Origin of the sequence: Natrinema sp. 74 (genome assembly GCF_046097095.1) — an archaeon.
Classification (GTDB): domain Archaea; phylum Halobacteriota; class Halobacteria; order Halobacteriales; family Natrialbaceae; genus Natrinema.
Genome location: NZ_CP175698.1, coordinates 191,885 through 209,648, shown reverse-complemented (window position 1 = coordinate 209,648; position 17,764 = coordinate 191,885). Strand labels below are relative to the sequence as shown.

Sequence of the window (17,764 nt, the reverse complement as noted above, 5' to 3'; positions counted from 1 at the left end):
GACCGCTGTACTCCCCTCAAACGAAGAGCCGACTAGTTGAAAATGCGTCAGTTAGTGCTTACGATCTTGATCACGTCGCCTTCCTCGAGCTCGTAGTCCTCGCCGATTTCTCGGTTCGTCTCGGCGTTGACGGCGTGGAGATAGCCGTCGCCAATGTCGGAGTGGACGCTGTAGGCCAGATCGACCGGCGTCGAGCCGCGAGGCAGCAGGAAGGCGTCGGGGAGAATATTGCCACTGCCGTCGGACCACTTGGCGGCGTCTTCGACGGGGTAGGCGGTGAGGTGGTCAAGCAGGTCGTAGACCGCGTGATCGAGCGCGCCCTGGACGCCAGTGCCGCCATATTCGGCCATCGTCTCGGCGAGGTCCTCGAGTGCGCCTCGCTGGGCGTCGCTGACGCCGTCACCGATGGCGATCGTCTCGTCGCCTGGATCGTAGTCGACGAGGCCGTTGTCGGCCGCCCGGCGGAGCGCGAGTTCGCCTTCCGCGGTGGTGGGGATCACGGGTTTGTCCAGATCGAGCAGGCGCTCGACGTTCTCCTCGGGAGCGACGTCGATCTTGTTCGCGGCGACGACGATCGGTTTCGTCCGTCGGCGAACGTCGCGGGCGAGTGCCTCGCGGTGGTCGTCCTCCCATTGGATGGGGTCGTCGGGGTAGTCGAGATCGCGGAGGACGACCGCGATCTGTTTCGGCGAGGCACCGAAGCCGGAGAGCATTTCCGAGAGAGCGTCGTCGATGTCGAAGTCGGGGGAGCGAGACTTCCGTTCGACGGACTCCCAGTTGCGCTCGACGATGCCGGCGAGCCAGAGGTCCATCTCTTCCTCGATGAAGTCGATGTCCGCGAGCGGATCGTGCTCGCCGATATCGACGGGTTCGCCCTTTTCGTTGGTCCCGCCGGAGGCGTCGACGACGTTGACGATCACGTCCGCGTTCGTCAGTTCGTCCAGAAATTGATTGCCCAGTCCCTTTCCCTCGTGGGCACCCGGTACCAGCCCGGCCACGTCGATGAGTTCGATCGGAACGTAGCGCTTGCCGTCTTCGCAGTTATCGGCGTTACAGCGCTCGTCGCGCTCGAGGCAGGGACACTCGGTCCGGACGTAGCTCACCCCCCGATTGGCGTCGATCGTAGTAAACGGGTAGTTGGCGACGTCTACCTCCGCCATCGTCGCCGCCGTGTAGAACGTGGACTTGCCGGCGTTTGGCTTTCCGGCAAGCGCGATCGAAAGCATGGCTCAGGGTAGCAGGGTCCGGGAAAACTACCTTTCGATTCCCTATACCGGCGTCCGACGGAACTGCGCTGCCTCGATCGGAGTTCGGCGGCCGCTATCTAGTGCCCGGTTCGAACGACTCGAGGACGACCGACGCCTCGCGGACGCCTTCTTCGAAGACGGCGTGGTCCGACGCCGAGACGCGGTCGGTGTGTGGGTCCCAGTCGACGGCTCGGATCTCGCGCAGTTCAGGCAGCGTCGTGTGTCGAAGGCCGACCGCGACGGTATCGGTGGAGTCGTCCGTATGAGACGAGACGGCGCGGGCGAGCGCGTCGACAGATCGCGCCTCGCCGTTCCACTCGTGGTAGAGCACGGCGAGCGCAAGTCGAGCGTGCTCGTTTCGGCACACCTCGAGGACCGTCTCGGCCGTCGACGGAACGGTCGCGACGGCGTCGACGCCGGGATCCCGTGTCTCCGTCAGCGAGTCACGCGGATCGACGCTATCCGCGGACGCGTCACGGGCGGACGCATCGAACGCATCGAAGTCGGAATCGTCGGTCACGGTACCGTCGGACGGCTGCAGGGGACACACGGGGGCAGCGGTCCGACCCACGGGATCGGTGTCGTTCCAGACGGCAGCCGACCCCTTCGCCGTTGCTGCGGGGTCCGACGTGTCCGTCGTGTCGGATGCCGCCGCGGGGGTCTGCGTATTGGGCAGCGCCGTCCCGTCGCCCGCTGTCGGGTCGGTCGATTCGGCCGAAGCGACGTCCGGTCGCTCTCGCACGGCGGTGACGAAGCCGGCCGCGCCGCCGACGGGGGCAAGCGTCGTCGTCAGCGACAGGGGATCGCGAATCGCGCCGCCCTCGAGGGTGACGTACCCCGTCAGCCAGACGGCGAGCGCGCAGGCGACGACGATCCCGATCGACACCTGTGTCACGGCCCGCCAGCGCACGTCCGAGGAGACGTTTCGGCTGGCCAGCCAGTAGCCGCCGGTGGCCAGGCCGGTCGGCACGAGTAGCGAGACGAACAGTTCGAACGCGACGACCGGCTGCGAGGCCGGCGTCTCGAGCGTTCGGACGATTCCCCCGATCGCGAGTGCAAGCCCCATCGCGACGATCACGATGGTCGACTCCCCCCGTCCCGCTCGTTCGAACCACGTGGGGGTAGCGGAGCGCATACCCACCGGTTTCAGCGATGGTCACATAAATCGAATTGTCAACTCAGAGTTCGACAGCCATCATCACCTCGTCGACGTAGTGACCGTTGAGCTTGTAGTGATCCTCCCGGATGGCTTCGGTCTCCCACTCGTGGGCCTCGAGGAACGCGATCGCCTCCTCGTTGGTTGAGGGGACGCTTTGGTAGACCTTCTCGTAGCCGTTCGACCCGGCCCACTCGAGGCCTCGCGAGAGGAGGTGCGAGCCGACGCCGTGGCCGCGATACTCCTCTAAAACGCCGACGGTGAGTTCGGCGGTATGGGCCAGTTTCTCCAGCTCCGGTGCATAGAGGTGGACCCAGCCGACCACGTCGTCCTCGACGGTCGCGACGAAGAACATCCGTGACTCGAGTTCGTTGTGCCGGAGTAAGGCGTTCTCGTGGTCGATCTCGTCGGCGACGCTCTCGGCCTCGATGTAGGTCTTCTCCTCGACGACCCGCCGGATTGCGCCGACGATCCCCGTCAGGTCCTCTTGGCGCGCCGGTCGGATGTGGAACTCGAGATCCTCGGAGACGTACTCCTCTTCGGCGCCCGCGTCGATCGTTACCCGAAGCGTCCCGTCTTCTTCGTCGATTCGGCCGTCACGCTTCAAAATCGCGACGTGGTGGCGGAAGCCGCCGGGATCGAGGTCGAGTCGGTCGCGAGTCTCGTCGGGATCGACGGCCCCGTGACGCTCGACGTGCTCGTAGATCCGCTTGCGATCCTCGTGGCCGAACTCGAGCATGCCAGTTGTTTTCATGTGTCATTATACCACGGATCGCCACTTAACCTTTGGCCGACCGATGAGCCCGGTCGACTCGACCGGTTCGCCATATCGAAGCCGCAAGCGGTTCTGAGGAGTCCGTTTTCCGACGACTGGATCACTGTATCCGCTAGCGGATGTAAATCAAATAATAAAAATGCATATTTAGTTTAGTGTTGAGCAGTTAGTTGGTTTTATGAACCACTCACGACGGCGGTATCTGAAAGCGGCGGCGGCATCGGCGATGATTGGCGCAGGATCGACGGGCTCGTTTCTCGGGTCGGTGGCTGCCCAGTCCGGCAGCGCATACTACGGGCTCGACGACGGCTTTGCGGACACCTCGTGGCTCGAGAACGAGGACGTACAGGTAATCACGGTCACGGAACCGACGCGGAGCGCGGTCAAAGACGCGTTCCAGACGAGCGGGCCGCGCCTCGTCGTCTTCGAGACCAGCGGAACGATAGATCTCGAGAACGATAGTCTGGCGATCACGGAGGACAAGTGCTGGGTAGCCGGACAGACGGCCCCCTCGCCCGGAATCACGTTCATCAAGGGAGCCGTTCAGATCGATGCCAACGACTGCGTCGTCCAGCACATTCGGTCGCGGATCGGTCCCGGCGACGGCTCGATTCAAGGTAACGACGCGTTCAACACGCAAGACGGGACCCGGAACAACGTCGTCGACCACGTGACGGCCACGTGGGCCGTCGACGAGTGTCTCTCCGTCGGCTACGACACGCAGAACACGACGGTCATCAACTCGTTGATCTACGAGGGGCTATGGAACCCCTACGGTGACGAGGCCGACCACAACTACGGCTCGCTCATCGGCGACGGCGCGTCGAACGTCACGCTCGCGGGCAACGTCTGGGCGAAGTGTCGCGCTCGACTGCCGCGGCTCAAAGCTAACACCGAAACGGTCATCGTCAACAACCTCACGTACTTCTTCGACGAGTCGGCTAACGCCGACAGCTCCGTCACCACGAGCTTCGTCGGTAACGTCTACACCGGACTGACCGACACCGAAGATCCGATCCTCGAGGGGACGCCCACGGCCTACCACCGGGACAACGTGACGGCCGACCCGGCACTCGAGGGCCAGTCGTTCGCGGAAGTCTCGAGTACGAGTTCGCCGCCGCTGTGGCCAAGCGGCCTCTCCGAGATGCCCACGGGCGATGTCGAGAGTCACAACCTCGCGAACGCGGGCGCGCGCCCGGCAGACCGAACTGGCAACGACCAGCGCATCGTACAGGAGATTCGCGACCGTGCCGGCAACGATCGGCTCGATTCGCCGTATGACTACTGGGTCGGCCACCACGACGAAGTCGGCGGCTACCCGCAACTGCCGGTCAACACGCACTCACTGTCGGTCCCCGACAGCGGACGCCGTGACTGGCTCGCCCAGTGGGCAACCGCCGTCGAAAGCGGCGGCTCGTCGCCCGACTCCGGCGGCAGCAGCGGCGATGACGGCAGTACAAGCGGCCCCATCGCGACAGGCACCTACGAGATCGCCAACGCCCACAGCGGGAAACTGCTCGAAGTAGCCAACGCCTCGACGGCCGACGGGGCAAACGTCCAGCAGTGGTCCGCGAACGGCAACCCGACCCAGCAGTGGTCCGTCGAGGATCTGGGCAACGGCGAGTACCACATCCGAAACGAAAACAGCGGGAAGCTCCTCGAGGTAGCAAACGCCAGTACGAACGACAGCGCGAACGTCCGGCAATACGCCGCGACCGGCAGCGACTGCCAGCGCTGGCGCATCGTCGATGACGGTGGCCAGTACGTACTCGAGGCCGTCCATAGCGGCAAGGTCGCCGATGTCGAAGACTCGTCGACGGCCGACGGGGCGAACGTCATCCAGTGGCCCGACAGCGGGAGAGCCAACCAGCGCTGGACGTTCGAGTCGATCTGATCGACGATCGACTTAAGACGGCAACTGGTACAGCCGGACGGCCTTCCACCGCTAGCTCCTGTACTCGAGTGCGCGAGTGACCCCCCGGTTCGCCGGGGCACCCGATAGCCGATCGGTGTCTCGTGCGTTCCCCATGATCGGACCGACCGTGGCAGTCGCTGGTTGCGCACTCGCGCTCGCGGTAGCGGTCGGGCTGGTAGCCCACGAGTGGGCGCACGCGACGGCCCTCCGACTCGCTCGCGTCGAGTACTCCGTTTCCTATTTCCCCGGCCGGCCCGATGGGATCGCCGCGCTCCTGACGACTCGCCCCTGGGCCGCCGTCCACCCCCGGCCGACCGGCCGCGAGCCCGCGTGGGCCCTTCGACTCGCGGCCCTCGCACCAGTCGTCCTCGCGTTCCCTGTCTTCGGGCTCGCCGCCGCCGGCTACGTGACGACCGACACGCCGGTCGTCGCCGCGGCGGCCATCGGCTGGCTGGCCTGTGCACTCCCTAGCCCGCAGGATTTTTCGGTTGCGTTCCACGCCCGTCGGCTGCTCGAGCGGTCCCGCGAACGGAGCGCGTCAGCACCATCCCGTGCCGACTGACGGTCGTCACTAGCTGTGCTCCGTTCGCCGCCGGGTTCGAGACTACGCGAAGCGACCGGCCGACCACGCGTGGACGCCGGTCACGATTGCAAACAGGGAGAGGACGACCGCTCCGCTGGCGAGGCCGCCGATCGGGACGAGTCCCGCTGCGACCGCGGCGAGAAAGAGACCACAGAAGCCGACAGTTCCTGCGTACCGCAACGGCCATCGATCGATCGCCTCGGTCTCGTCGGGCGACTGAAGATACGGACCGAACTGGCTCGCGAGCGGCGTCGCCTCGACTCGGCCGCGATCCTTATCGTAATCGACGATCCCGTGATTGTCGAGTTTCGGTAAATGGGACTGATATAACGAAATGTAGACCCGCTGGCGTTCGTCCGATTGCAGATTGTCGACGGTGGTTTCCTGTTCCCAGGCAGCGATCTGTTCGGCGAGTTCGCGCAGTCGTACCTGTCCCTCCGCATCCTGCAGATAGCGGAGCACGTCGCGACGACGCTTCGTCTGTAGGAGGTGGTAGATATCGTCGAGATCCAAATCCGATGAGAGTGCGTCCGAATCGGACGCTCGAGTTGACCCGTCTACCGGATTCGTTTGACTGCGCCCGATCACGCTCGGTCCCGACAGACTGTAGTCCTGACGAACAGATAAATCTACGGACCGGTTTTGGGTGATAGTGACCGAGTAGATCGAAAACAGGGAGATGGGTCGTGAGACGACCCGACTGCGTCCGGTAGCACCGCGGTCACACAGCCACGAACGACCGCGTATCGGTGATTGAGCACGGGCGAGCCACCGGTGATTCCAGCGATTCTCAGTTCGGCGGGCAGTCAGTACCACACCGACACTGTACTGTTGTCATGTTCAACAATAAAGCTACCTATTGGTACAATTGTCTCTATATTCGGGAGAGTAGGACACATATGGGCTACAAATACACGTACTACACTCGACACCCTCAGAAGAGGGGGGGGAGTGAAGAGAAGGTGGAGGAAAAGGGTGAGGGAAGGAAGGAAAGGGATTGAGGAGCGGCGACGAGAGTAGGCTGTCGGTCTCGAGGGGAGAGCGAGCCAAGTCGGTCAGAGATCGATCTCCATCGGTGTCGTTCGATCGGAGAGTTCGGCGCTGACGAGGGCGTCGTGGCTGCGACGGAGCCGCTCGGAGAGCGCCTGATGGGAGATGCCCAGCTCCGACGCCAACTCCTTGAGCGTGACGCCTCGCGGGACGTCGAAATAGCCCAGCTCGTGGGCTTTGTGAATCGTCTCGTACTGCGTGTCGGTCAGCGGTGTCCGCGCCGTAGCGAGACCGTCGACGCCGCTGATCCGGGTGACGTTCGCCCGGAACTCGTACTGCTCGAAGCGTTCGTGACAGGTCGATACCGACTCGCGATCGTGAAACAGTAGCTTCAGCAGCCAACGCCCCTCGTATCCCCGCGCCGTCAAAATCACCCCGTCGTTTTCGGTCACGATCTCCTCGAACAGTTTCACGTCGTCTCCGAACTCGAGTCGAAACAGCCAGCGATCGTCCGGGCTGACAGTGGCCCCGCCTCCGTCGTCCGCCGGGGAATCACCGCTATCGTCGGCGACGATCCCGATCGGCTCGACCGACGGGTCCGACTCGAGCGCCTCGCGAACGGTCTCCCGATTTGATCCACTCGTCCAGACCAGCGGTGACGACCCACCGATCATCCCCCCGACCTGGAATTCGAACGCCGACACTCGATCGAACGTCCGGTCGAAACCGAGCCGATCAGCCGGTATCTCGAGTTCGACGACTGTAGTCATTACCGGACAGCACCACAGAGACGTATAGACGGATTTTGTTACCGGTAGCCTTTCCCGCCACCCACTCGCGGTGACTGTAATCTCGGGATGAGGATCGGTCGCGTCGACAATTCGACGGTGAACGCCCTCCGTGGCGTTCGCAGCGCCTCGCAGCCCTCGATTCGATCATATAGGTTTTATATCACGATCTCGTCCGCTGAAATGGGCGTGCCAGATTGCGGGGCCATCGCCACGACCGTTCTCAGTCCCTGCAACCGCTACGTAAGTACAAGTGTCGCTGTACCATCGTTTTACTTGGCCAACTACCGGAACGTGGCCGACAGGGAATGTACGGCATCTGCCGTCCGTTTTCACTCGCCGACCGCGGACACGCTCGAGGGAAGCCGCTGCCGATCGGGCCGGCGGGTTATTGAGGATTAGCGCTGGAGCCGCGCGACGAGGCCGTCGCCGGTTCGCTCGAGTTCGATCAGTTCGTCGGACTCGAGATCGGTGAGCAGGCCCTCGAGCCACTCGCGACCGTACTCACCGTCGGGCGCGTAGTCGACGCGGATGCGGTGACCCAGTGTATCGAGCTCCAGTTCGTCGTATTCACGGAGTGTGGCGATTACGCGGCCGCGGAACTGCCGGCGGCTGCCCTCGAAGCTCGGCTGGGTCGGGACGTCGGGGGCGGTGAAATCGCCGGTGGCGTAGGCGTCACACCACTCGCGCCACGGGCAGCCAGCTTCGTCGCACGCGGGCGTCTGCTCGCAGGCGACGCCGCCGAGTTCCATGATCGCGTTGTTCCAGACTCGAGAGCGGTTCGCGGGCATGAGAGCCTGCGCCGCGTTCTCGAAGGCCGCGTCGTCGTCCGGCACACCGAAGGCGCGGTAGAGTACTCGCTTGACGTTCGTGTCGACGACCGCGTCGCCGTTGTTGAACGCGAAACTCGCCACCGCGTTGGCCGTATATGGGCCGACGCCCATCAGCTCCTGGAGTTCGTCGGGCGTTTCCGGGAAGTCACCGCCGTACTCCTCCTCGACCTGCCGGGCCGCCTCGTGGAGGTACTTCGCTCGGTTGTTGTACCCCAGACTGTGATCGGTCCAGAACCCCACCACGTCCGCGCGATCGGCGTCGGCCAGCGCGGCGGTCGTCGGCCAGCGTTCGAGGAATCCCTCCCAGGCCTCGACGACGCGGCCGAGTTGGGTCTGTTGGCTCATCACCTCGCTGACGAGGATCTCGTAAGGGTCGTCGGTCCGTCGCCACGGAAAGTCGCGGTGGTCCTCTTCGTACCACGCGATCAGCGCTTCGCGAACGGCCCCGCGGTCGTCCGGCAACGCCCACTCCTCGGCCTCTGCTGTCATCGGCGGGGGTTAGGGAAGGGGCGATTTAGGGGTGGTGGTCGACGGCCGACCGCCCGGTCGCTTTTTTATACTGGAATGACAGCTCGACAATATGCGTTCGAGATCACTCGGCCCGGCACTGATGGCCCTCGGTGTCGTAATCATCTGTCTTCCGGCGGCGCTCTCCGTGTTGTTTTCTCTCGGCCCCGCTTGGTGGCTGATCATCGGTGGCAGTTGCGTACTCCTCGGCGCGATCGTCTCGATATTCGAACCGCTCGCAACGCCGTCTTGACCGATCGAACTCGCCGTTCATCGCCGCGCTGTCGGGACTCATGTGACAGCGTCGGGCAGTCGTCGCGACCAGAAAGGCCTATCCGGCCCGCTCGAGTCCCCTCCCCTATGAGCCTCGACGATCTCACCGAGGACGTAACGGACTCGTATACGGACATCGGCGACGACCTCACCGTCTCGCTCGATCGCGAGACACGCAACGAGTTGGCCCTGCTCGAGACCGCCTTAGAACCCGAAGCGACGGACGAACTCGTCCGTCGGGCGATCCACATGCTCTTTCAGTCGACCATCGATACGGGAAAACTCGACTTTCACCTCCGGTCGAGCTACGACGTGACCTACGACGAGTACCTCTCGGGGATGACCTTCGAAGAGATGACCGGCGCAGACCAGTACCCGTCGATGGACGACGAGCGCCGCTATCAGTTCTGACCGACCGTCGGTCGCCGATCCACTCGTCCGCCGCCTGGCGTGTCCGGCCTTCGCGACTCTAATATACAATTAATGTCGTTATTATTGTCACGGCTACATAATAGGCGAGCTTATCCGTACTCGTTCCCTCGAGTCGCACATGGCAATCAGTCAAGCACCCATCGACGGCACGTACTGCTGTCCCGAGTGTTCGGGGTCGATCGCAACTCGATACGAATCGCTCGTCTGCGACGATTGCGGGTATACGCCGCGCCACGGCGCTGATTAAGCCGTTGCCATCTCGAGCCGGTCGGCCGATATCATCTCCCACTTTTTCGTCGCGCTACCTCTCGGCCAACGTGCTCGAGTTCGTTCGCGACGGTGACCAGAATCGGCCGGTGACTGCCTCGTGAACGCAGCGATTCAAAATAGCGATGTCGTCCGCTCGCGTTAAGCCGTCAGTCGTCGATCGGTGCGGCGCTCGAGAGCGCCTCGTCGATGTCGGCCTCGGCCATCTTCTCGACTAAGGCGTCGATCACTTCTTCGCGCTTGCCGGTGACGAACTTGATCGAGCCGACGACGAGGTGGCCACCGCCGGAGACGCCGCCGCCTGCGATCTCGGCCTCGAGTTCCGAGACCATGTTCGGGATGTCCAGTCGGACGCCGTCACTGCGGAGGACGGCGAAGTCCGGGCCGTAGCCGACCGTGATGACCGGGTCACCGGTCTCCTCGATTTTGCGGTCGTGAATCTCGCCGGTGGTCTTCCCCGGCGCGGGGTAAGTAAATCGGTGGGCGTAGTTCTCGACATCGATCCGGTAGAGGTGTGCGCCGTTCTCGAGGGTCTCGTGCTCTAAGTGGGCCATCGCGGCCTCGAGCTGGTCGTCGACCTCTTCGCGGCCGCGCTCAGCGAAGAAGTCGACGAGATCGCGGTGGCGCTGTTCGTCGTCGTTATCGATCTGGAGCAGGTCCTGAATCAGCCGGTCGCCGGAGTTGTAGCGCAGCCAGAAGGCGGCGTAATCGAGCGCCTCGCTGACGTCTTGTAGGCGGTTTTCATCGTAGCCCTCCTCGGCAGCGAGCGTGAGATAATCGTCCATCGCATCGGCCTTTGAGCGGTCCGAGAGGCCGGCGACGGCCGGGATGTGCCGGAGCTCGTCGGTCATGTCGGGGTAGATCATCCGCGCGAGTTCGACACAGAGCATTCCCGTCGTGATCCGGTAGTCCTCGTCGTGGAGGTACGGATTAACGTGGGCGTCGAGCAGGTCGCCAACCGCGTCGGGGTCGGGGTGGTGGTGGTCGACCGCGACGATCGGGATGTCGTAGTGGGCCAGCGTCTCGTAGGCCGGCACGTCCTCGGCCGTCGAACCGTTGTCGAGCATGAGCAACAGGGGAAGCTGCTGGCCGTGTTTCTCGCGGTCTTCGAGCGCGAAGTTCAGGTCCCGCGTGGCGTCTTCCATCTCGTAGAAGGGGGCCTTCGCGGGCAGCCGCTTGATGAGGTGACGCGGCGCGTTTTCGTCCTCGTGGACCTCGGCGATGAACCGCTCTAGGGCGATCTGGACCGGCACCGCGGCGCACATTCCGTCACCGTCGGCGTGGTGGCGCACGCGGATAGGACGCCCCTCGAGCACCGTCCGTCGGAGCAGCCGGGCGACCTCCTCTAGGTCAGACCGGAGCTTCTCGAAGGCCGGCCAGTCGATCAGCGGTTCGACATCGTGGGGGTCGGCGCGGGCCTCGAGTGCGGTATCGAGCCGTTCGCGGGCCTCGTCGGCGTCCTCGTCCTCGAGTTTCGAGAGGTCGTCGACCTCGATCTGGACCGAACCTTCGCGGTGTTCCGGCATGCCGGTCACGCGGACGACGTCGCCGACCTCGATGGCGGGATAGGCGCGGACGCCAGCCTCTTCGAAGGCCGCACAGGGGACGACGCCGTGTTCGTCGGCGATATGGAAGACCGTCGGCCCGGCGGTCTGTTTGACCTGCGTGACCTCGCCCTCGAGGTGGATCTGTTCGCCGACGTTCGCCTCGAGGCGGTCGGTGCCGGTCAGGGCGTAGTCGTGGGAGACTTCAGCGAGCGTGTAGTCGTCGACGTCAACCGGCTCGAAGGCCATGTCGCCGTTGTCGCGGACGCTCTCGAGTTCGACGACGAGCTCGTCGCCGACGGCGTAGGTGCCCTCGAGAACGGATTCGTGGACGAGTCCGGAGACGGAATCGGAGAGATCGACGAAGACGCCGTAGTCGACGATGCCGTTGATTTCGGCGAGATAGGGGCGGCCTTGCTCTATATCCTCGGCGGTACAATCGGAAGCGAGATCGTAGACGACGGAATCCCCGTCGTCTGCGCCGGGTTCCCCGGCGGAGTCACGCGTCATCTTGAATCGGCGTTTAGGGGCCGTTGCGTATAACCCTTGTCAAGAAGCGGTGCCGACTCGAGGGGAGTCGATCAGCGGTTCGCACAGCCGGCTCCTGCTGCTCGATGTGTCGGACGCGAGGCGGCCTCATGCTGGCGGGGAGAGTGCCCAGAGCGTTCCTTCGCCGGTCTGAGCGAACGCCCGCTCGCCGGCGGCTCCGAGTACGAAGTTGTCGGCGGGGAGCGTCGTCTCGAACCGGCCGGAAAACGACGCGCCGTCGGTCCACGTGACGGTTCCATCGTCCGTTCCGACGACGAACGTCGCCGCCGTCGATGCTGCTTGAGTGACGGGCGCGTCGAACCGCATTTCGTACCGTTCGCTGCCGTCTTCCAACGAGAGTTCGTACACCGTACCGAAGGTGTCCGACGGCGCGTCGTCCGTCGCCTCTGCGACGAGCAGTGACGAGTCGGTCGCGTGGAATCCCGTGATCTCGGCACCTCGACCGAACGAAATCCGCCACCGAGCGGATCCATCCGCCGCGTCGAGTGCGGCGACGTCACCGCCACCGCCGACGTAGACCGCGTCGCCGGTCGGGGTCGGGCCGACGGCGGTCGTTTCCCACTGCGCCGGTCGCCAACTCCACGAGGGAGTGCCGTCGGTGGGTGAGAGCGCAACCACTCCGTCTGCGTCGCCGAAATAGACCGCGTGATCGTCGGCCGCCAACTGATCGTCCGGGGCGGCGACGACGGTAAAGCTCGTTTCGGCAACGCGGGACCGTTCCCATCGAATCGACCCGTCGGCGGTTTCGAGCGCGGCGAGGCCGCCGTTTGCAGTATACAGCGTTTCGTTCGCCACGGCCATTGCTGACGAGCGGTTGTCGACCGTTCGCGTCCACCGGCGCTCCCCCGTGCGAGCGTCGAACGCGAGGACTCGAGATCGGTTTGAGGCCCGTTTTTCGCCGACATACACAGTGCCGTCGGCGGCGGCGAGGCCGGTCATTCGTCCAAGCGCGTATTCCCACTGCTGGTTCCCCGTCTCGGTATCGAACGCGACCAGCCGACCCTTTTCTAACGCTTCGTCACGGCGGCCGCCAGCGGCAACGACTCCCTCGGTAGCAACTGGGGACTCGAGAATTCCCGATTTCGAAACCGAGGCCGACCAGTCAGTTCCGGCCGGCTTACGGAACCAAGAAACCGATACACAGCCGGCGGCAACGGCGGGGAGAACGCCGACGCCAGCAGCGAGGATCGAACGGCGGGAGGGCATAGCTCACTAGTGAGCGAGAAATATAGATATATCTTTTGAACTATCATATCCCGGGCGATAACACTTGATCGGCTTGTCTGCATCCTCGAACGGGCGGTGACCGGTCGAACGCGAGCCGCCTTCAGTCGTCCAATAGCTACAAAGGATGTCCGCTCGACCATCCGCCTGTGAACGTCTCACATCCGCCCGAAGAAGGGGACGAGTACACCGTCGCGCGGACGTTCGATCACGAGGATGTCCGCGCGTTCGGCGAACTCTCCGGCGACCAGCAGCCGATCCACACCGAACTGGACGAGGGTGGCCGTCTGATCGCTCAGGGGTTGCTCACCGCGACGCTACCGACGGAAATCGGCGGAAAACTCAACTACATCGCTCGCAACATGGCGTTCGAGTTTCTCCAGCCGGTCTACACCGGCGAGCGGATCTCCTGTACGTGTCGACTCGAGGCGGTGACCGAACGTGACGATCGCTACGAGGTCGAGAGTTCCGCGGTCTGTACGAACGAGGACGGCGAAGACGTGTTGCGAGCTGAGATCGACGGTATCGTGCCGAAAGACGCGGTCCCGGGCGAGACGTAGGGTCCGCGGGCCGAAGCGAACCGATGCATCGGAACGTTTAGCAACCGCAAAGCCTCAGATGGGTGTATGGGGCTGTTCGACGCGCTGTTTCGCTCGAGCGAGATCCTCGGCATCGCCGAGGAAACCCTCGAGTTCGCCCTCGAATCCTCTCAGGAGACCCACCCGAACGAGTACATGGGGTTTCTTCGGGGGACCGAGGCCGACCGGCTGGGAGTAGACCGGGACGGTCTGGTCATCACGGACGTGCTGGTGGTGCCGGGCACCGAGACCAACAGCGTCAGCGCGACGGTCAAGACACACCAGATCCCAAACGACGTGAAGGCGCTGGGTAGCATCCACTCCCACCCCAACGGCGTCATTCGACCGAGCGACGCGGATCTGGACACCTTCGGGCGGGGAAGCGTCCACGTCATCATCGGCGCGCCCTACCGCCGAACGGACTGGAAGGCATTTGACTCCCAGGGGAAGCCGACGCAACTGAACGTGATCGACGTCGACCTGCCCGACACCGAGGACTTCTTCGATTTCACGCAAGCGGACATCGACGAGGAACTGCGACGATGAGACTGCCGACGCTCGAGACGATGCTATCAGTGACTACCGGACGACGAACGGCGGAATCGACGGGGAAACGACGGACCGATTCGGTGGATCAGCCATGACGCGGACGGTCATCGCTCAAGGGACCTTCGATATCCTCCACCCCGGCCACGTCCACTACCTCGAGGAGGCCGCTACGATGGGCGACGAGCTGTACGTAATCGTCGCGCGCAAGGCGAACGTCGATCACAAGGAGAAGCCGATCTGTCCCGCGACCCAGCGCCGCGACGTTGTCGGCGCGCTCGCGGCCGTCGATGAGGCGCTGCTGGGCCACGAAGCGGACATCTTCGTTCCGATCGAGGAGATCGACCCCGACGTGATCGCGCTGGGCCACGACCAACACCACGACGACGCGGCTATCGAGGCCGAACTCGAGCGCCGCGGGATCGATTGCGAGGTCCGACGCGCGAGCGCTCGGGAACCGACGGACGACGAGGAGATCCTGTCGACGCGGCTGATTATCGATCGAATCCTCGAGCGACGGGGCTAGACGTCGGTGTGCGATATCTCGAGCCGGGCAGTTCGGAACCAGCCGCTGAACGTCGCGATTCGAGCCCGTTCGATGGCGCATCGGGATTAGTTCTCGAGGATCACCGGCGGCGGCAGGCGCAACGAGTCGACCGTGTGGCCCGTCTCGACGAAGTGCTCGATCGCTAGCTCCGACACCTCTTGTTCGGTGTATCCGTCGGCCGTGCTGACCTGCCAGTCGCACTCGAGACAGTATTTGCACATACGTCGGTCTATCTGGTATTCGGTCGCAAGGGCGGGAAAGATTCGTGCAGGAAATCGAAGGGAGCGCCCGGAGCCGCGACCAGCGTCTCGGGCGAGCGCCGACGAGTGGCAACCGGGCCGAATCGGTCGATCAGTCCTCTCTGACGCCGGGGTTGGTCACCGCACCGTTGGCCGCCGAGCCGAAGGCGCGGCCGAACTTCGCCAGCACGCCGTTCGTGTAGTTGGGCTCGGGCTGATCCCACTCCTCGCGTCGTTCCGCGAGTTCCTCGTCGGAGAGGTCGACCTCGAGGGTGCGCTCTTCGATGTCGATGGTGACCACGTCGCCGTCCTCGATGAGCCCGATGGGGCCGCCGGCAAACGCCTCGGGGGCGACGTGGCCGATCGAGAATCCACGCGTGGCACCGGAGAAGCGACCGTCGGTGATGAGCGCGACGTCTTCGGCGTGGCCCTGTCCGGCGACTGCGCTCGTGACGCCCAACATCTCGCGCATGCCGGGGCCGCCCTGTGGTCCCTCGTTGCGAATGATGATGACGTCTCCCGTCTCGACGTTCCCTTTCTGGACGTACTGCATGGCCTCGGCCTCCTCCTCGAAGACGCGGACGGGACCTTCGTGGTGGAGGTCGTCGTCGCCGGTCACCTTGAGGACGGCCCCGCCGGGCGCGAGGTTGCCCGTCAGGATGCGGATCGCACCCTGCTCGTCTTTCGGCTCGTCGACGGTGTAGAGGAAGTCGGCGTCGAGTGCTTCGATCGACGGCGGATCGAGCCGCTCGAGTTCCTCACCGATCGTGTTGCCCGTGACCGTCAGCGCGTCGCCGTGGAGCAGGTCGGCCTCGTAGAGGGCGTTCAGGACGACCGGAACGCCGCCGACCTCGTGGAGGTCCCGCATCACGCGCGTGCCGCCGGGCTGGAGATCGGCGATCTTCGGGGTGCGGCGGCTGATCTCGTCGAATTCCTCGATCGAGAGGTCGACGCCGGCCTCGGCGGCCATTGCGAGTAAGTGGAGGACGGCGTTCGTCGAGCCGCCGACGGCGACCTGCAACGCGATGGCGTTCTCGAACGACTCCTTGCTCAGGAAGTCCGAGGGCGTGCGCCCCGCTTCGACGGCCTCGACGGCGATCTCGCCGGCCTCGCGGGCGACGTCGTAGCGCGACTCGGCTTCCGCGGGCGGACTGGCGCTGCCAAGCGGTGCGAAGCCGATCGCTTCGGAGATCGAGGCCATCGTATTCGCGGTGAACATGCCGCCACAGGAGCCGGCTCCGGGGCAGGCGTTGCGCTCCATTTCGTCGAGTTCCTCGCTCGCCATCTCCCCGTCGGCCACGGCACCAACGCCCTCGAAGAGGTTCTGGACGGTGATCTCGCGACCCTCGTGCTCGCCGGGCATGATCGAGCCGCCGTAGCAGAACACGGAGGGGAGATCCGTCCGGATCGCGGCCATCATCATGCCGGGCATGTTCTTGTCGCAGCCGCCGATGGTGACCAGCCCGTCCATGCGCTCGCCGAACGAGACCAGTTCGACGGAGTCGGCGATCAGTTCCCGGGAGATCAGCGAGGCCTTCATCCCCTCGGTCCCCATCGAAATCGCGTCGGAGATGGTGATCGTCCCGAATTCGATGGGCATCCCGCCGGACTCGTCGACGCCCTCGAGCGCGGCCTCGGCCACGTCGTCTAAGTGCACGTTACACGGCGTGATGTCGGCCGCCGGGTTCGGCACGCCGATCATCGGCGAGCCAAAGTCCTCGTCGTCGAACCCCATCGCGCGGAACATCGCGCGGTGCGGGGCTTTGTCGGGACCCTCTGTCACCTCGCGACTCCGGAGGGACTCGTCTTTCCCGTAGTCGAACTCGTCGTCGCTGCTCATGCTCCTATCTTGATTTGAACGAGTATAAGTTCCCCTTTCTCGGTTACCCGTTCGACTCTCCCGAATTCGGCCGAATCCGTTCGCCCGGTCGGTGGGGATCGCCGTCCGAACTCGGTCTCACCGGAAGTGGTTCCGCGTCGGCGACAACCCGGGTACGGCGTACTCGAGGTAGCCAACGAGATACCACAGAAAGAGCCGCGCGTAGCCGATCCGGTCCTGTCGCCGCGCGGACGTCTCGACGGGACAGGTGTGGTCGTAGACGACTGTTCCCTCGCGAGAGAGCCGAAGCGAGAGATCGGTGTCCTCGAGATAGCGCAGCGATGCGTCAAATCCCCCGACTGATTCGAACGCCGTCCGGCGCACGCTGCAGTTGGGGCCGGGCTGCTGGACGAAGCCGACCGGCCAGCACGCCCGATACCACCAATCGGAGAGGACGCGAAAACACGCGCGGTGTCGGAGCCCACTCTCGAGCGGCCGAAGAGGGCCGCCGACGCCGACGACGTCGGGGGTGACGTAATGGCGACAGTGCCGCCGGACCCACGTCGGCGGGACGACCGTATCGGCGTCGGTAAAGAGCACCACGTCGCCGTCGGCCACTGTCGCACCCCAGTTTCGCGCGGGGCCGGGACCGGCCCGCTGCTCGTCGACCAGCACTTGGTCGACGATTGAGTGCCCGCGTGCTACCGATTCCGTCGTCTCGCCGCTCGTGACGACGACCACCTCGAGACGGCCGGCGAACCGCTGGGCCGCGAGCGAATCCAGCGTTCGCTCGAGACGGCGGCCCTCGTCGCGGGCGGGGACAACGACCGAGGCGTCGGTGTCCGGCATCGTCGGGGACTGTCGGTGCGAGCGACATAACCGCTGTGTCCACGGTCCGATTCCGTTCCTCCCAACTGCTGCCACCGTCACCGATTGTCGCGGCCGTTTCTGG

General features: G+C 64.5%; 19 protein-coding genes. 7 read left to right on the top strand and 12 right to left on the bottom strand.

All coding sequences use genetic code 11. The features are described 5' to 3' along the window. Positions 1 to 47: 47 nt before the first annotated feature. From ACJ70B_RS01045 to ACJ70B_RS01035, 3 genes are all read right to left on the bottom strand, one after another. Positions 48 to 1,226 carry a redox-regulated ATPase YchF gene (locus ACJ70B_RS01045; RefSeq protein WP_408958568.1) on the bottom strand — a complete coding sequence of 393 codons (1,179 nt, stop codon included), beginning with the start codon at positions 1,224 to 1,226 and terminating at the stop codon, positions 48 to 50. A 94-nt stretch (positions 1,227 to 1,320) separates the two neighbouring features. Further along, positions 1,321 to 2,382: a hypothetical protein gene (locus tag ACJ70B_RS01040; protein ID WP_408958567.1), complete on the bottom strand. Its 1,062-nt coding sequence runs from the start codon at positions 2,380 to 2,382 to the stop codon at positions 1,321 to 1,323. A gap of 43 nt (positions 2,383 to 2,425) precedes the next feature. Continuing rightward, positions 2,426 to 3,157 (bottom strand): GNAT family N-acetyltransferase, encoded by a 732-nt coding sequence (locus ACJ70B_RS01035; protein ID WP_408958566.1) that lies wholly within the window; start codon positions 3,155 to 3,157, stop codon positions 2,426 to 2,428. Between the two features lie 199 nt (positions 3,158 to 3,356). On the opposite strand from ACJ70B_RS01035, the gene ACJ70B_RS01030 reads away from it, so the two are divergent. Both ACJ70B_RS01030 and ACJ70B_RS01025 read left to right on the top strand, forming a co-directional pair. Beyond that, positions 3,357 to 5,072, top strand: coding sequence for an RICIN domain-containing protein (locus ACJ70B_RS01030; protein WP_408958565.1), 1,716 nt, complete (start codon positions 3,357 to 3,359; stop codon positions 5,070 to 5,072). A 133-nt stretch (positions 5,073 to 5,205) separates the two neighbouring features. Then, positions 5,206 to 5,655 (top strand): hypothetical protein, encoded by a 450-nt coding sequence (locus ACJ70B_RS01025; RefSeq protein WP_408958564.1) that lies wholly within the window; start codon positions 5,206 to 5,208, stop codon positions 5,653 to 5,655. Positions 5,656 to 5,697: 42 nt separating this feature from the next. Here the strand turns inward: ACJ70B_RS01025 and ACJ70B_RS01020 are convergent, their stop codons facing one another. The 4 genes from ACJ70B_RS01020 to ACJ70B_RS01005 all read right to left on the bottom strand — a co-directional run bounded on the left by ACJ70B_RS01020 (position 5,698) and on the right by ACJ70B_RS01005 (position 9,089). After that, positions 5,698 to 6,264, bottom strand: coding sequence for a hypothetical protein (locus ACJ70B_RS01020; RefSeq protein ID WP_408958563.1), 567 nt, complete (start codon positions 6,262 to 6,264; stop codon positions 5,698 to 5,700). 467 nt (positions 6,265 to 6,731) lie between these two features. Continuing rightward, positions 6,732 to 7,436 (bottom strand): helix-turn-helix domain-containing protein, encoded by a 705-nt coding sequence (locus tag ACJ70B_RS01015; RefSeq protein WP_408958562.1) that lies wholly within the window; start codon positions 7,434 to 7,436, stop codon positions 6,732 to 6,734. A 416-nt stretch (positions 7,437 to 7,852) separates the two neighbouring features. Beyond that, complete coding sequence (locus ACJ70B_RS01010) at positions 7,853 to 8,776, bottom strand: A/G-specific adenine glycosylase (RefSeq protein WP_408958561.1); 924 nt, start codon at positions 8,774 to 8,776, stop codon at positions 7,853 to 7,855. A 103-nt stretch (positions 8,777 to 8,879) separates the two neighbouring features. Continuing rightward, positions 8,880 to 9,089, bottom strand: coding sequence for a hypothetical protein (locus ACJ70B_RS01005; protein ID WP_408958560.1), 210 nt, complete (start codon positions 9,087 to 9,089; stop codon positions 8,880 to 8,882). Between the two features lie 65 nt (positions 9,090 to 9,154). Here ACJ70B_RS01005 and ACJ70B_RS01000 point away from each other — a divergent pair, with 65 nt between their 5' ends. Both ACJ70B_RS01000 and ACJ70B_RS00995 read left to right on the top strand, forming a co-directional pair. After that, positions 9,155 to 9,478 carry a hypothetical protein gene (locus tag ACJ70B_RS01000; protein WP_408958559.1) on the top strand — a complete coding sequence of 108 codons (324 nt, stop codon included), beginning with the start codon at positions 9,155 to 9,157 and terminating at the stop codon, positions 9,476 to 9,478. Positions 9,479 to 9,617: 139 nt separating this feature from the next. After that, positions 9,618 to 9,746, top strand: coding sequence for a hypothetical protein (locus ACJ70B_RS00995; RefSeq protein WP_408958558.1), 129 nt, complete (start codon positions 9,618 to 9,620; stop codon positions 9,744 to 9,746). A gap of 169 nt (positions 9,747 to 9,915) precedes the next feature. Here the strand turns inward: ACJ70B_RS00995 and ACJ70B_RS00990 are convergent, their stop codons facing one another. After that, entirely contained in the window at positions 9,916 to 11,820 is a 1,905-nt protein-coding gene (locus ACJ70B_RS00990; RefSeq protein WP_408958557.1) for a DHH family phosphoesterase, read from the bottom strand. A gap of 126 nt (positions 11,821 to 11,946) precedes the next feature. Next, the gene (locus ACJ70B_RS00985; protein ID WP_408958556.1) at positions 11,947 to 13,065 is read right to left on the bottom strand and encodes a PQQ-binding-like beta-propeller repeat protein; all 1,119 of its coding nucleotides are present in this window, start codon (positions 13,063 to 13,065) and stop codon (positions 11,947 to 11,949) included. A 167-nt stretch (positions 13,066 to 13,232) separates the two neighbouring features. On the opposite strand from ACJ70B_RS00985, the gene ACJ70B_RS00980 reads away from it, so the two are divergent. The 3 genes from ACJ70B_RS00980 (at position 13,233) to ACJ70B_RS00970 (ending at position 14,733) form a co-directional block, all read left to right on the top strand. Further along, positions 13,233 to 13,643: a dehydratase gene (locus ACJ70B_RS00980; RefSeq protein WP_408958555.1), complete on the top strand. Its 411-nt coding sequence runs from the start codon at positions 13,233 to 13,235 to the stop codon at positions 13,641 to 13,643. Positions 13,644 to 13,709: 66 nt separating this feature from the next. Next, positions 13,710 to 14,207: a Mov34/MPN/PAD-1 family protein gene (locus ACJ70B_RS00975; RefSeq protein ID WP_408958554.1), complete on the top strand. Its 498-nt coding sequence runs from the start codon at positions 13,710 to 13,712 to the stop codon at positions 14,205 to 14,207. Between the two features lie 94 nt (positions 14,208 to 14,301). Continuing rightward, entirely contained in the window at positions 14,302 to 14,733 is a 432-nt protein-coding gene (locus ACJ70B_RS00970) for an adenylyltransferase/cytidyltransferase family protein (protein WP_408958553.1), read from the top strand. An 86-nt stretch (positions 14,734 to 14,819) separates the two neighbouring features. On the opposite strand, the gene ACJ70B_RS00965 is transcribed toward ACJ70B_RS00970, so the two are convergent. The 3 genes from ACJ70B_RS00965 to ACJ70B_RS00955 all read right to left on the bottom strand — a co-directional run bounded on the left by ACJ70B_RS00965 (position 14,820) and on the right by ACJ70B_RS00955 (position 17,661). After that, complete coding sequence (locus tag ACJ70B_RS00965) at positions 14,820 to 14,975, bottom strand: hypothetical protein (RefSeq protein WP_408958552.1); 156 nt, start codon at positions 14,973 to 14,975, stop codon at positions 14,820 to 14,822. A 130-nt stretch (positions 14,976 to 15,105) separates the two neighbouring features. Continuing rightward, complete coding sequence (gene ilvD / locus ACJ70B_RS00960; RefSeq protein WP_408958551.1) at positions 15,106 to 16,833, bottom strand: dihydroxy-acid dehydratase; 1,728 nt, start codon at positions 16,831 to 16,833, stop codon at positions 15,106 to 15,108. Between the two features lie 117 nt (positions 16,834 to 16,950). Next, on the bottom strand, positions 16,951 to 17,661 hold the full coding sequence (locus ACJ70B_RS00955) for a glycosyltransferase (RefSeq protein ID WP_408958550.1): 711 nt from the start codon (positions 17,659 to 17,661) through the stop codon (positions 16,951 to 16,953). Between the last annotated feature and the right edge of the window lie 103 nt (positions 17,662 to 17,764).